The following is a 15,385-nucleotide window of genomic DNA, read 5'->3' on the forward strand; positions in this document are numbered from 1 at the left end:
AAAGATAAGTATTGAAATCGGAAGTTGAAACCCGAAATTACATAAACTGTATGGTATTTTTTTCTTTTTTAAAAGACTTCGTTTCCGGAGACTCTTTTAAAGCCAAATCAATATACTTTAAAGCCTGGTTTTTATTTCCTTTCAGCTTATAAATTTGAGCTAATCTATAGTTTGCCCAAGCTATAGGCACATCATCTGCCGTAGAATAGTTTTTAATATAAGTCTGCAAGTATTGCTCTCCTTTATTAAGTTCAATATTATATTCGGCTGCCACTTTACCAATTTGATAATGCAGGGCATTTCGTTTGTGTTTCTCCTTAGCCACTTCAATGGTTTCAATCGCTTTTTCAGGTTGCTTTTGCTTTTCGTAAAAGGTAGTCAGTTTATCATAGCAAAACAGGGAACCTCCTTCAGTAATGGCCATTTTATAATATTTTTCAGCAAGTTCAGGTTCTTTATCGTATTCATAAATATACCCTTTCGCTAAATAGCCATCAACTTTTGATAAGTATTGAAGTTCATTAGCATAGTGTAATGCTTTGCTTTTACTACCACCAACAAAGCCGGGCAACTGCATATAGAGTTCTACTAAAGCCCAACGGGTATTGATATGTTTTGGATCTAATTCAGCTGCTTTAGTAAAAGCTTCTTTTACATCACCAATAATTCCCAATGCTTGAATTTTGTTTACAGCCAGTGCTTTCATACCCAAAACACCGCCATATTTAAACTGGTAATTGGCATTATTTGGATTGATATCAACCAGTTTTTTGTAATTATTTATGGCGTCATCCCATTTTTTTTGATGCCCATAAGTATCTCCTAAAAGTTCAACACCCTTTAGGTCATTAGGTGATTTTTTTAAATACTTGATTAATTGAAGTTCCGCTTTATCGAACTGCTTATTTTTTAAAAAATAATCTATACTATCTAACTGAGTTTGACTAAAAGCCAGAACAGGAAAAAGTAGTAGATAAATAAATTTTCTCATAACTCAATTTGTTAATAAATAGCAAAACACTTATTAATTTAAAATAACTAATTTCACCTTGCAAGTAAACTATTCCCTTATTTATTATTTTTTGGAACAACTTTTGAAAGTAAATTAGGTACAAATTTAATCAAATGAAACAATCCCTATTTTTTTTAACAATACTTTTGGTTTCTAGCTTAGGCTATGCTCAAAATACTGATTATAATAGACTTTGGAATCAAGTTGAAAGCTATGAATTAAAAGGTTTGCCAAAATCGGCATTAAATGTGGTTGGAGACATTTCTAATCTTGCCAAAAAAGACAAAAACACCGCGCAACAAATCAAAACACTGCTTTTTAAAAGCAAATTCGCTTTAATTTTAGAAGAAAATGCTCAACTAAGTATTATTAATGAATTTAAAAATGAAATTTCTTTAAGCGATTTTCCAAAGAAAAATATTCTGGAAAATATGCTAGCCAATTTATACTGGCAATATTTTAATCAGAACCGATATACATTTTATAACAGAACAAAAACGGCTGAGAAAGTTGATTCTGAAGATTTTAGAACCTGGGATTTAGAAACTTTGTTTGAGGAAATTCATATTCATTATCAAAATTCTTTAGAAAATGGATTGATGCTTCAATTGGAAACTTTAGGAAAGTATGACAATATTCTTATTATTGCTAAGGATTCAAAGCAATTAAGACCAACCTTGTTTGATTTTTTAAGTCACAATGCTTTAGACTTTTACAAAACCAATGAAACCAGCATCACAAAACCCGCATATAAGTTTGAAATAGATAATCCCGAGTTTTTAAGGGATGCCAAAACATTTTCATTGTTACCTATTGCATCAAAAGACACGACTTCATTACAATTACATGCTTTAAAAATTTATCAAAATTTAATTCAGTTTCACTTAAAAGATAAGGATCCATTAGCTTTAACAGATGTCAATATTGAACGCCTTCAATTTGTAAAGCAACAAGCAACTTTTAATGATAAAGACACCTTACTTTATAAAACACTTGAAACAGAAAGAGATCTAATTAACAAACACGAGGCTTCTGGTTTATATGACTTTGAAACAGCTTCTTTAGGGCATCAACAAGGACTGACCTATCAACCAAAAACAAACATAGAACACCGTTGGAAAACCAAAGAAGCCTTTGATATTTGCAACAATGTTATTACAAAATTTCCAAAAAGTAAAGCTGCCGAGAAATGTGCTGTTTTAAAGCAACAAATTGAGCAACTGTCACTTCAAGTTACGACAGAAGATTTTTTACCTATTAAGCTAGACAGCCGATTATTGATTCGTTATAAAAATATAAACGAACTCAATTTTAAAGTTTTTAAATTAACCCAAAAGGAGTTTAAAACATTCCTTTCTATTTATAACGAAGTTGAACAATTTGCCTTCATAAAAGCGCTTAAAAATCCATTAGAATGGACAAGTACTTTAAAAAATGAAAAGGATTATCAAACGCATACTACTGAAGTTTTACTGCCCAAAATAGACAATGGCAGATACTTGATTTTTGCAACACCAGAAAAAGAAAAGGAAGAAACCTTTGCCTTCAGCACAATACAAGTCACCAATCTAGCTTTGGTTGAAAAAGACAATCTGACAAATCATATTTTTCAAATTATTGATAGAACGAACGGTAAGCCCATAGCAAACACAAAGACTACTTTAAGGTTTTACCAAAACAATTCCAAAAATTATGCTTCAGAAGATTATATTAGCAATTCAAGAGGTGAAATTATCATTGAAAAAGGTAATGAATACTTTAGAGATCTAAGTATTGAAGTGAGTGCCCATAATGACAAGGCCTTTTTTGGTAATTATTATATCAATCGATTAAATAAAACAGAGGAAGAAAAGGCTAACTATAAATCCTTTTTATTTACAGACAGAAGCATTTACCGGCCCGGTCAAACGGTTTATTTTAAAGCCATTGCCATGAAAACCCTTGATGGAAAATCTAAAGTCCTTGAAAAAGAAAACGTAATTATAAACCTACTTAATGTAAACAAGGAAGAAATTTCTAAAATTGAACTTACAACAAATGATTTTGGATCTATTTCAGGAATGTTTATACTTCCTAATGAAATTTTGACAGGAGAATTTAGTATTGAATTTTTGTCTCAATCCAATAAATTTAGAATGTTTAAATATTTCTCCGTTGAAGAATACAAACGTCCAAAATTTGAGACCAAGTTCAGTCCGGTAACTGCTACCCTTAAGGTGAATGATTCCGTCACTGTAAAAGGAAGCGCCTTAGCCTATGCCGGAAGCCAAATCACAGATGCTAAAGTGGTGTATCGCGTGCACCGAAAAATAGAATATCCACGTTGGTATTTTTGGTATCACCCTTGGGTTTATTCCGAACCACAAGAAATCACCCATGGCGAAACGGTTACGGATGATTCTGGTAATTTTGAAATTATTTTTAAAGCCATACCTGACCAAAGTGTCGACATAAATAGTCTACCCGTTTTTAATTATGAAATCACGGCAGATGTTACCGATCTTAATGGTGAAACCCGCAGTGCCATAACGGTTGTGAATGTTGGCTATCATGCCTTAGTAGCGAACCTGTCTGTTGAAAATCAATTGGATAAAACTAAAAAAGACCATAAACTCAGTATAGATACCAAAAACTTAAATGGCGAATTTGTGCCAGCCAATGGTGTTGTTAAAATATACAAATTACAGGCACCTAAGGACGTACTAAGAATCAGACCTTGGGCTGCGCCGGATTATCAAGCATTCTCAGAGCAAGAATTTAAATCACGCTTTCCTCATGATGCTTATGATGATGAGGACAAACCCGATCAGTGGAAAAAAGGCAACTTAGTTTTTGAGCACCCTTTTGATACCGAAAAATCAAAAACACTTGAGCTTGGAAACATTAAAAAATGGGAATCTGGCCAATACACTATTATGCTGGAAACCAAAGATAAATTTGGACAAACGGTTAAAGATGAAATTAAATCAACCTTATATAGTGATGAAGACAAAACCTTAGCAGACCATCAATTATTCAGCATCACAACAAATAAATCGAACTACAAAGCCGGAGAAACGGCCCTTTTAACTTTGGCTTCAGCAGCTCAAAATATGATGGTTACCGTTACCGTTGAAAAAAATCATAAAACAATAAACACGTATATCATTCAACTTAACAATAACAAAAAAACCATTTCCGTTCCTGTTACTAAAGAAGATGTTGGTGGCTTTGGAGTAAACTACAGTTTTGCGGCTTTTAATAGTTATCAATCGGGTACCGAACTTATTTCTGTCCCTTATCTTAATACAGAACTTAATATTGAAACCACCACGTTTCGTGATAAACTGCAACCGGGACAAGATGAAACATGGAGTTTTAAAATTAAAGGACCGCAAGGCGACAAAGTAAGTGCTGAATTATTAGCAAGTATGTATGATGCGTCTTTAGACCAGTTTAAACCACATTCCTGGGATTTCAATCCTATAAACAAACCTGTTTATTATAGCTATAATCAAAGTAATGCCAGCAGAAGCTTTGGAACCAAAAACTTCAGAGTTTACAATGAACCACAGAATAGTGTTTATTATCCTCAACAAAATTATGATCAGTTAAATTGGTTTGGGTTTTATTTTAACAATGGCAGACGATATAATGTATTAAAGGCTTTACAAGGAAGAGTTGCTGATGTACAAATTGTTGAAGATCATAGGGAACTTGAAGAAGTTGCATTTGCTATGAATGACAGCGCAGCATTAGATGAAGTTGTTACTGTTAGTCATGGAATAAAAAAAGATAAAAATCCAGAAGAAGAAAGCAATGAAGAAAATCAAGACTTCAATACTGTACAAATTAGAAAAAACCTTGAAGAAACAGCCTTTTTCTTTCCACAATTGCAAACTGATGAAAATGGCAATATCAGTTTTAGCTTCACAACACCTGAGGCCTTAACACTATGGAAACTGCAATTATTAGCTCATACAAAAAACTTAGAAAGCGCCAATAAAACACTCACTGCAGTAACCCAAAAAGATTTGATGGTGATTCCCAACGCACCACGTTTTTTACGTCAGGGCGATCACATTACCATTAGCTCTAAAATTGCAAATCTCACAGAAAACCCATTATCCGGGCAAGCCATTTTATTATTAACAGATGCTATTTCCGGAAATGCGATTGATTCAAAACTAGACAATACTAATAACACAAAATCCTTTACCGTTGATGCTAAAGGAAATACACAGGTTTTCTGGAGTTTGCAAATTCCGGATGATGTCGATGCTGTTCAGTATAAAGTTATAGCAAAAGCAGGAGATTTTAGTGATGGTGAGCAAAATGCTCTGCCCGTTTTAAGCAACAGATTGTTAGTGACAGAGACTTTACCTATGTGGATTCGCTCCAACCAAACCAGAACTTTTACCCTAGATAAATTAAAAACCAATACCTCAACAACACTTAAAAACCATAAATTAACGTTGGAAATGACTTCCAATCCAGCTTGGTATGCGGTACAGGCACTACCCTATTTAATGGAATATCCATATGAATGCAACGAACAAACCTTTTCACGTTATTATGCCAACGCTTTAGCCAGTCATATAGCCAATTCAAACCCAAGAATTCAAGAGGTTTTTGATCAGTGGAAATCTCAAGATGCATTGATTTCAAATCTTGAAAAAAATGAAGAATTAAAATCCATTTTAATCCAAGAAACCCCTTGGTTACGCGATGCACAAAGTGAAACTGAGCAGAAAAAACGTATGGCTTTATTGTTCGATTTAAATAAAATGACTTATGAATTACAGTCTGCCATCCGTAAACTAGAAAACAATCAAATGGGTTCTGGTGCCTGGTCTTGGTTTAATGGAGGATCCGACAGCAGATATATTACACAACATATCATTAATGGCTTTGGACACCTGAATAAACTGAATGTTGATACTTCTTTAAACTCTAAAATGATTGAACGAGCCATCAAATATCTGGATGATGAATTTATAAAGGAATATAAAGATCTTAAAAAATACAACCCTAAGGTTGACTGGAGTAAAGATCATTTAAGCTACACACAATTGCATTATTTATATATGCGCAGTTTCTATCCAGAGATTAAAAAATCTAAAGAAGTAGAAGATATCATCACATATTATCATTCTCAGATTAAAAAATATTGGTTAAGCCGTTCTCTGTATGCTAAAGGGTTAATGGCCATAATTTCTGAACGATTAGGTGATAAAACGACCTCCACAAAAATTATAAAGTCACTAAAAGAAACCAGCATCACTTCAGATGAATTAGGTATGTACTGGAAAGAAAATGCCAATTCCTGGTATTGGTATCAGGCAGCTATAGAAACTCAAGCCTTATTAATTGAAGCATTTCAGGAAATTGAAAATGACACTAAAACCATCGATAATTTAAAAATATGGTTACTTAAAAACAAGCAGACCAACCAATGGAAAACGACCAAAGCTACCACAGAGGCGGTATATGCTTTATTGCTGCAAGGAAGTGGTTGGTTATCTGTTACTGATATGGTTGATGTGCTTATTGGTGGCCAAAAAATAGAGCCTTCTAAATTAGAGGACGTGAAAATTGAAGCTGGAACTGGTTATTATAAAACGTCTTGGTCTGGATCAGATATCAAGCCAGAAATGGCAAATGTAACGCTCACTAAAAAAGGTGATGGTATTGCATGGGGAAGTTTATATTGGCAATATTTTGAAGATTTAGATAAAATCACTTTAGCAGAAACACCACTCAAGTTGCAGAAAAAACTATTCCTTAAAAAAAACACGGATACCGGTGAACAAATTTCAGAGATAACAACTGAAACCAAATTAAAAGTTGGTGATTTAGTGCGGGTTCGGATTGAATTAAAAAGCAACAGAGCCATGGAATTTATACATATGAAGGATATGCGGGCTTCTGGTTTAGAACCTATCAATGTATTATCACAATACAAATGGCAGGATGGCTTAGGCTACTATGAAAGTACTAAAGATGCCTCTACCAACTTCTTTTTTGACTATTTACCAAAAGGTGTTTTTATTTTTGAATATGATTTACGCGTGAACAATGTTGGAGATATGAGCAACGGGATTACCACTATTCAAAGCATGTATGCTCCAGAATTTAGCAGTCATAGTGACGGAAAACGTATTGTTGTAGAATAAAAAATAAATCCCGCTTTTGCGGGATTTATTTTATTTTGTTGGTGGCATGGTTGGCCTTACCTCAATTTTACTTGGTAAGGTTCTTGGATTCATCTTAATTAAATCAACAACTAATTCACCAATATCTTCACTTTGTATTTTCCAGGCATCACTATCATTTGGTGTATGATTATTAAAATGCGTCGCAACAGAACCCGGCATAATGGTGCTCACTTTAATATCATGTTTGCGCAAATCTAACATCACAGCTTGAGTAAAACCTGTAACACCAAACTTACTGGCATTATATGCCGAACCATTTTCGAAAAAATTAGTACCGGCTAAACTTGAGATTGTGATAAAATATCCCTTTGATGCCTTTAAAGCATCAACACTTGATTTTATGGTATAAAAGGCCCCTGTTAAATTAGTGTCTATAGTTTCTTGCCATTGTTCTACAGTCAAGTCTTCAACACTTGCAAAATGCCCTAAACCTGCATTTGCAATGACAATATCTAATTGTTTAAAATGTTTTAATACGTTTTGAACAGCTTGTTTCTGACTTTCATAATCTCTTACATCTGCTTCAACACCAATAGCCTTTGCACCTGCCTTTGAATTATAATTAAGGGCATCAGCTGCTTTTAGAGCACTCGTTATGTTTCTGCTTGTAACAGCAACATTAATTCCCTGATTGAGGAGTGCATGAGCAATTCCGTATCCAATTCCTTTGGTTCCGCCAGTTATTAATGCGACTTTATTTTGTAATGAATTCATAAATTTAAGTTTTCCCAAAATTACAAAAACTAAACGCAATCACAGAAAACAGACTGTTATGAAAACTATAAAATTTGAAGGATTATTTTTTTGGAGGAAACCCCGAAAACACTTTATCTACAATAGCTATTAATTGTGCTTCTCGCTCTTTCGGTATTCTATTTGGACTGTAATTAGATTCACACACCGCTTGCCAAAATAACTGTTTCAAATTTTCATCAACAAAATCAATTGTAATCTGTCTAATTATACTTGATTGCCCAATAGGAATTCCAAAAGAAACACCGCCACCCATATTCCTTCCAGTACCACCTACTCCAACACCAACCGAACTTTGTTGGTTAGACTGAAATGCCGCACTTTTTATATCAATAAAAAAATCTGGAGTCTCTGAATAAGTAATCCCTAAGGTTTCTAATTTGGCGTCTAATGCTTCTAAAAAACGCTTTGTATCTAATTCGCTTAGACCCGTTTTCATATCACTGTAATAGTTGTAAGTTTTGTATTCAGAAAAATTGGTTTCCCGATCGTAATCATAATTAACTCTAATGGGGGCACAGGAGATGACACCAAAAAGAAAGATTATTATTAATACTCTTTTCATGTTTATTATTTTGATTAAAGTTAATTAAAAAAATAATGACATGACCTCTATTTGACTTTAAGAAATTAATTCTAGATTCAAGTTGATCCTATAGAAAATACTTAATTTAAGTATTAAGCATTTTCCAAAGAGCGTCTTTCAACTCTGTTAAACCTTGCTGAGCAACAGATGAAATAAATAAATAAGGAATAGGTAATTCATTATCGAGTTCGGCTTTCAATTCTGCTTTCAATTCATCATCCAGCATGTCGCATTTAGAAATAGCAATCATGCGATCTTTATCAAGCATTTCCGGATTATAACGACGCAGCTCGTCTAAAAGAATATCATATTGTTTTTTAATATCGACTGCGTCGGCAGGAATTAAAAACAAAAGAATAGAATTTCGTTCAATATGCCTTAAAAAATAATGTCCAAGTCCTCTTCCTTCAGCTGCACCTTCAATAATTCCAGGAATATCTGCCACTACAAAAGTTTGAAAATCACGATATTGAACAATACCCAGATTAGGCTTAAGCGTAGTAAACTCATAATCAGCAATTTTTGGTTTTGCTGATGTGATAACTGATAAAAGTGTTGATTTTCCAGCATTTGGAAATCCAACTAAACCAACGTCTGCTAAAACTTTTAACTCTAAAGTAATATGTCTTTCTTCAAGTGGAATACCCGGTTGGGCATAGCGTGGCGTTTGATTGGTAGACGTTCTGAAATGCCAGTTCCCAAGACCTCCTTTTCCACCTTTCGCAATAATTTTTTCTTCATTATGTTCAGTAATCTCAAAGAGTATTTCATTACTCTCTGTATCTCTTACTACTGTTCCTAGCGGCACTTCAACATAAACATCTTCACCATCAGCCCCAAAACTTCGGCTACTCCCACCATGATCACCATGACCTGCTTTGATATGCTTTTTAAACTTTAAATGAAGTAGGGTCCATAAGTTTGAATTACCCTTAATAATAACATGGCCACCACGACCACCATCGCCACCATCTGGCCCTCCTTTTTCAATAAATTTTTCACGATGTAGATGCGACGAACCTTTACCTCCGTTACCAGAGGAAACAAACATCTTTACGTAATCAACAAAATTTCCTTCGGTCATAATTGAGTTTAAAATTTTAAAGTTTAAAGTATAAAGTTTAAACTCTTTGAAGTATTATAATTTATCAATAACTGCGCTTAAACGCTCAGTAATTTCTTTAATACTACCAACACCATCAACACCATAATATTTTCCCTGTGCAGAATAGTAGTCTTTTAGAATAGCTGTTTTATTATAATATTCAGTAATTCTATTTCTAATGATAGATTCATCAGCATCATCAGGTCTTCCACTGGTTTTTCCGCGCTCTAGTAAGCGTTTCACTAAAACATCATCTTCCACTTCTAACGCAATCATGGCACTGATAGAGGAATCCTTACTTTCCATTAATCTACCTAAAGCATCAGCCTGTGCATTGGTTCTTGGAAATCCGTCAAAAATAAATCCATTAGCATCTGCGTTCTTTTCTACTTCAGCATTTAACATATCAATGGTTACCTGGTCTGGCACTAAGTCGCCTTTATCCATATAAGATTTGGCAAGCATCCCTAAAGCTGTTTCATTTTTTATATTAAATCTAAAGACATCACCAGTAGAGATGTGCACTAAATTATATTTTTCTTTCAAAAAATTAGCTTGAGTTCCCTTTCCTGCACCCGGAGGACCAAATAGCACTAAATTTGTCATATGCTGCGTTTCTTTTATTTGATAAATTTCTGGTAGGTTTCTTCCCAATCCGTCATAATCAAGACCATAACCTACAATGAATTTGTTTGGAATTTCCATACCAACATAATGTAATTTATAGTCTTTTTTATAGGCATCGGGTTTATAAAATAAAGTCGCAATTTTAAGCGATTTAACCTCTTCATTTTTAAATATTCTATAAATTTCAGAAAGGGTATTACCCGTATCAATAATATCTTCTAAAACAATCACTGTCCTACCCTTCAAATCTTGAGTTAATCCAATTAAGCGTTGAATATCTTCAGTAGATTTAACCCCTTCATAAGAAGCCAATTTAATAAATGTCACTTCACAAGGTTTAGGATATTTCTTAACAAAATCACTCACCAACATAAATGAGCCATTCAAAACGCCTACAAATACAGGGATTTCATCGCCTATATCCTGGTAAATATTATTAACCATATGTTCAATAGCCCTATCTATTTCTTGCGCAGAAATAAATGGTTTGAAATATTTGTCGTGAAGTTTAATTTCCATTGTTGTTTTTTTGAAAGTTGCAAAGTTAAGGAATTGAATGACTAATACCGATTTTTTGATTTAGGAATTAGGAAGTAATTTCATATTTAAATGTATTTTTGCATATCCTTAATTGATTTTAGTAAAAAAAGCATGAATTATTTTTCATCAAATTTTAAATTAGGTATTCTTGGCGGTGGTCAGTTAGGCAAAATGTTGCTTTATGACACTAGAAAATTTGATATACACACCTGTATATTAGAAGCTAGTAATGAGGCTCCTTGCAAAATAGCTTGTGATGAATTCCATCTTGGAGATTTAATGAATTATGAAGATGTCTATAACTTTGGAAAACAAGTAGATGTTCTTACTATTGAAATTGAAAACGTTAATGTAGACGCTTTGGAAGATCTTGAAAAAGAAGGTATAAAAGTATACCCCGCCTCAAAAACATTGCGAACTATTCAAAATAAGGCCAAACAGAAATTATTTTATATTGATAATAATTTACCAACGGCCGCATTTTCTCGTTTTGCTTATACGTCTGAAATTAAGGAAACTATAAATCACGGAGGATTAAACTTTCCTTTTGTGTGGAAAAGTGCCCAGTTTGGTTATGATGGTACTGGCGTAAAAGTTGTCAAGTCCTTTGAAGACTTAAAAGGTTTGCCAAACGTAGAATGCATTGCTGAAGATTTGGTTCCTTTTAAAAATGAATTAGCCGTTATTGTTGCCAGAAATGTTTCCGGAGAAACAAAAACCTATCCGGTTGTTGAAATGGAATTTCATCCGGAAGCCAATCAAGTGGAATATGTAATTTGTCCTGCACGGATTTCTGAAGAAGTAGCAAAAAAAGCAGAAGCCATTGCTTTAAAAACTTCTGCAGCCTTTCAACATGTTGGTCTTTTAGCGGTTGAAATGTTTCAAACCGAGAATGATGAGATTCTTATCAATGAAGTCGCCCCAAGACCTCATAATTCCGGACACCATACTATAGAATCAAATTATACTTCTCAATTTGAGCAGCATATTCGTGCCATTTTAGATTTACCTTTAGGTGTCACAGATAGTAAAGTGGGTGGTGTTATGGTAAATCTTGTGGGGGCAGAAGGCTATAGTGGTGATGTGGTTTATCAAAATATAGAAACTATTATGCATATGGATGGTGTAACACCACATATTTATGGCAAAAAACAAACCAGACCTTTTAGGAAAATGGGGCATGTAACCATCGTTCATAAAGATTTAAATGAAGCAAGAAAAATTGCTGAAGAAGTTAAAAATACTATTAAAGTTATTTCAAAATAAAAATTAAATTATGAGTAAAGTAGGAGTTATTATGGGAAGCAAAAGTGATCTTCCAGTGATGCAAGACGCTATAGATATATTAAAAGGTTTTGACATTATTGTTGAAGTTGATATTGTTTCGGCCCACAGAACACCGGAAAAATTATTTGATTACGGTAAAAACGCACATACCAAAGGCTTTTCTGTAATCATTGCCGGTGCCGGAGGTGCTGCTCATTTACCAGGAATGATAGCCTCCTTATCTCCGCTTCCTGTTATTGGTGTTCCAATAAAAAGCAGTAATTCTATTGATGGATGGGATTCTGTGCTTTCTATACTACAAATGCCCGGAGGTGTGCCAGTTGCTACCGTTGCTCTAAATGGTGCTAAAAATGCGGGTATACTTGCCGCTCAAATTATAGGCTCACATGATTCTTGTGTTTTGGATAAAATTCTTATTTATAAAGAAGGCTTAAAACAAATGGTGATTAAATCTTCCGAAAACTTGAAATAAAAAAACCCCGAATAAATTCGAGGTTTCTTTGGCTATTAATTTGAATTAGTCACTTTTCAAAAACAATATTGACAAACATACAAAAAAAAAGTTATGCGCGCATAGCAGATTTAAATTTCTTAAAAAATGATGCAAAATATTTTAGCAAAACCATTTAAAACACCCTTTGGTACTGCCCCGTTTTCAAAAATAAAGAACACCCATTTTCTTCCTGCGTTTAAATCGGCTATTGAAGAAGCTAAAAAAGAGATTGATACTATTGTTAATAATTCAGACGGTCCTACTTTTCAAAACACTATTGAAGCCCTAGATTTTTCAGGAGCACAATTAGATAGAATTTCAAGCGTTTTTTTTAATCTCAATTCTGCAGAAACGAATGATGAAATTCAAAAAATTGCTCAAGAAGTATCGCCACTACTGTCAGAATTCAGTAACGACATTGCCTTGAATGAAACCTTGTTTAAACGTGTCAAATCAGTTTATGACTTAAAGGAATCGTTAAATTTAACTATAGAACAAGCGACTCTTCTGGATAAAAAATATAAAAGTTTTTCCAGAAACGGTGCTAATTTGCCCGAAGACAAAAAATTAAAACTTAGAGAAATTGACAAGAAATTAAGTCAACTAAAACTTAAGTTTGGGGAAAATGTGTTGGCTGAAACCAATAAGTTTGAAATGCTAATAACAGACAAAAGGGAATTGTCTGGGTTACCCGAAGGTACTGTTGAAGCAGCTAAACAACTGGCTGAATCAAAAAATAAAGAAGGCTGGTTATTCACCCTTGATTACCCTAGTTACATTCCGTTTATGACCTATGCTGATAACAGAAAATTACGTAAAAAATTAGCGATAGCATCGGGTAAAAAAGGATTTCATAAGGATGCACTAGATAATCAGGAAAATGTTTTAAATATCGCTAAACTACGTTTTGAAAGAGCGCAACTTTTAGGATATAAAACCCATGCCCATTTTGTTTTGGAAGAGCGCATGGCAAAAACACCAGAAAAAGTAGAATCTTTTTTAAATGAGCTATTAGAAAAAGCAAAACCAGCGGCCTTAACTGAATTTATAGAGTTGGAATCCTTTGCAAAAGAATTGGATGCAATAGATCATTTAGAAAAATGGGATGGTGCTTATTATGCTGAAAAACTAAAGCAAAAGTTGTTTGATTTAGATGATGAAAAATTAAAACCCTATTTTAAATTAGAAAATGTGATAAATGGTGTGTTTAATGTTTCGCAAAAATTGTATGGTTTACAGTTTGAAGAAATTCATAACATTGACAAATACCATGAAGATGTCTTAACATATAAGGTAAGCAATGAAAATGGCGATTTAGTTTCCATATTTTATGCAGATTTTTTCCCAAGACCCGGAAAACGTAACGGGGCATGGATGACTTCTTTTAAGCCACAAAGCATTAAAAATGGCCTAAATGAACGCCCACATATCTCCATTGTATGCAACTTTACCAAGCCAACAAAAAGCAAACCCTCTTTGCTGACTTTTAACGAAGTAACTACGTTATTCCATGAGTTTGGGCATGCTCTTCATGGCATGTTGGCTAATACTACCTACCCTAGTATATCTGGTACCAGCGTATATTGGGATTTTGTAGAATTACCCAGTCAAGTATTAGAAAACTGGTGTTATGAAAAAGAAGCCTTGGAATTATTTGCCACACATTATGAAACAGAGGAAGTTATTCCAATGGATCTAGTTAAAAAGATTAAAGATTCAGCTACTTTTCATGAGGGCATGCAAACCCTTCGTCAAATAAGTTTTGGCTTGTTAGATATGAGCTGGCACGGATTAAATCCTTCAAAAATTAAGGATGTAAAAACGCATGAATTAGAAGCTTTTGAGAATACTAAACTCTATCCGGATGTAGCCGAGAATTGCATGAGCACCTCGTTTTCTCATATTTTTCAAGGAGGTTATTCTTCCGGTTATTACAGCTATAAATGGGCTGAAGTATTGGATGCTGATGCGTTTGAATATTTTAAAGAAGCAGGTATTTTTAATAAAGAAGTAGCAAATAAGTTTAAGGATATCATTCTTTCTCAAGGTGGAACTGAAGATCCTATGGTGCTTTATAAACGATTTAGAGGACATGAGCCACAACCGGAAGCCTTATTAAAACGAGCAGGTTTATTGAAATAATTCATTTTGGTGATAGATGCCTTTTATGCCTTTAAACTTATTGATTATCAAGAATTAATAAGCTATTTTTATAAAAAATTGTTATTTCATGCCAGAACACCTTTTAAATCCTAATAAGTGGATTGACTTATATGCCGATTACTTATTCAACTATACTATTTCTCGTGTTAATGACCGTGAAATGGCTCAGGATTTGGTTCAAGAGACATTTTTGGCTGGTTTAAAATCGATGAAAAACTATAAAGGTGAAGCAAGTGAACGCACTTGGCTGATTTCCATTTTAAAGCGAAAAATCATAGATCACTACAGAAAAATAAATTCTAACAAAGGAAAAGCTGAAGTAAGAATCACGTCGAATAACGAATCTGAAACAGAAGGTGATTGGCTAGAAGAGCATGTGGCAGATCCTTTTGACAAGACTGCTGAAGACACCATGCAAAATACCGAATTAGGTGAAGCCATCCTTAACTGTTTATCTAAATTACCAGAAAAACAAGCTATAGTTTTTAGAATGAAAACCATTGAAGGTGTTGAAACGGAAGATATTTGTAATGAATTAAACATCACTGCGTCTAATCTTTGGGTTATCATACATAGAGCCAGAACTGCAATGGCATTATGTCTTAAAGAAAATTGGTTTTAA

At 33.8% G+C, this 15,385-nt stretch carries 10 protein-coding genes; 5 read left to right on the forward strand and 5 right to left on the reverse strand.

All coding sequences use genetic code 11. The features are described 5' to 3' along the window. Positions 1–37: 37 nt before the first annotated feature. Complete coding sequence (locus V8G56_RS14710) at positions 38–991, reverse strand: tetratricopeptide repeat protein (protein WP_395439218.1); 954 nt, start codon at positions 989–991, stop codon at positions 38–40. A 134-nt stretch (positions 992–1,125) separates the two neighbouring features. Here V8G56_RS14710 and V8G56_RS14715 point away from each other — a divergent pair, with 134 nt between their 5' ends. Next, positions 1,126–7,167 (forward strand): alpha-2-macroglobulin family protein, encoded by a 6,042-nt coding sequence (locus V8G56_RS14715; protein ID WP_395439219.1) that lies wholly within the window; start codon positions 1,126–1,128, stop codon positions 7,165–7,167. Between the two features lie 30 nt (positions 7,168–7,197). On the opposite strand, the gene V8G56_RS14720 is transcribed toward V8G56_RS14715, so the two are convergent. The 4 genes from V8G56_RS14720 to V8G56_RS14735 form a co-directional block, all read right to left on the reverse strand. Then, complete coding sequence (locus V8G56_RS14720; RefSeq protein WP_395439220.1) at positions 7,198–7,923, reverse strand: SDR family oxidoreductase; 726 nt, start codon at positions 7,921–7,923, stop codon at positions 7,198–7,200. 82 nt (positions 7,924–8,005) lie between these two features. Continuing rightward, positions 8,006–8,527 (reverse strand): DUF4136 domain-containing protein, encoded by a 522-nt coding sequence (locus V8G56_RS14725; protein WP_395439221.1) that lies wholly within the window; start codon positions 8,525–8,527, stop codon positions 8,006–8,008. Between the two features lie 106 nt (positions 8,528–8,633). Then, positions 8,634–9,632: a GTPase ObgE gene (gene obgE / locus V8G56_RS14730; protein WP_331628560.1), complete on the reverse strand. Its 999-nt coding sequence runs from the start codon at positions 9,630–9,632 to the stop codon at positions 8,634–8,636. Positions 9,633–9,686: 54 nt separating this feature from the next. Beyond that, on the reverse strand, positions 9,687–10,799 hold the full coding sequence (locus tag V8G56_RS14735; RefSeq protein ID WP_395439222.1) for an adenylate kinase: 1,113 nt from the start codon (positions 10,797–10,799) through the stop codon (positions 9,687–9,689). Between the two features lie 132 nt (positions 10,800–10,931). On the opposite strand from V8G56_RS14735, the gene V8G56_RS14740 reads away from it, so the two are divergent. The 4 genes from V8G56_RS14740 (at position 10,932) to V8G56_RS14755 (ending at position 15,385) form a co-directional block, all read left to right on the forward strand. After that, positions 10,932–12,086 carry a 5-(carboxyamino)imidazole ribonucleotide synthase gene (locus V8G56_RS14740; RefSeq protein ID WP_395439224.1) on the forward strand — a complete coding sequence of 385 codons (1,155 nt, stop codon included), beginning with the start codon at positions 10,932–10,934 and terminating at the stop codon, positions 12,084–12,086. 10 nt (positions 12,087–12,096) lie between these two features. Continuing rightward, on the forward strand, positions 12,097–12,579 hold the full coding sequence (gene purE, locus V8G56_RS14745; protein ID WP_395439225.1) for a 5-(carboxyamino)imidazole ribonucleotide mutase: 483 nt from the start codon (positions 12,097–12,099) through the stop codon (positions 12,577–12,579). Positions 12,580–12,705: 126 nt separating this feature from the next. Continuing rightward, a complete protein-coding gene (locus tag V8G56_RS14750; protein ID WP_395439226.1) occupies positions 12,706–14,742 on the forward strand; it encodes a M3 family metallopeptidase in 2,037 nt (678 codons plus the stop codon). 88 nt (positions 14,743–14,830) lie between these two features. After that, the gene (locus V8G56_RS14755) at positions 14,831–15,385 is read left to right on the forward strand and encodes a sigma-70 family RNA polymerase sigma factor (RefSeq protein WP_395439227.1); all 555 of its coding nucleotides are present in this window, start codon (positions 14,831–14,833) and stop codon (positions 15,383–15,385) included.

The sequence above is a fragment of the Gaetbulibacter aquiaggeris genome (genome assembly GCF_044003965.1).
Taxonomy (GTDB): domain Bacteria; phylum Bacteroidota; class Bacteroidia; order Flavobacteriales; family Flavobacteriaceae; genus Yeosuana; species Yeosuana aquiaggeris.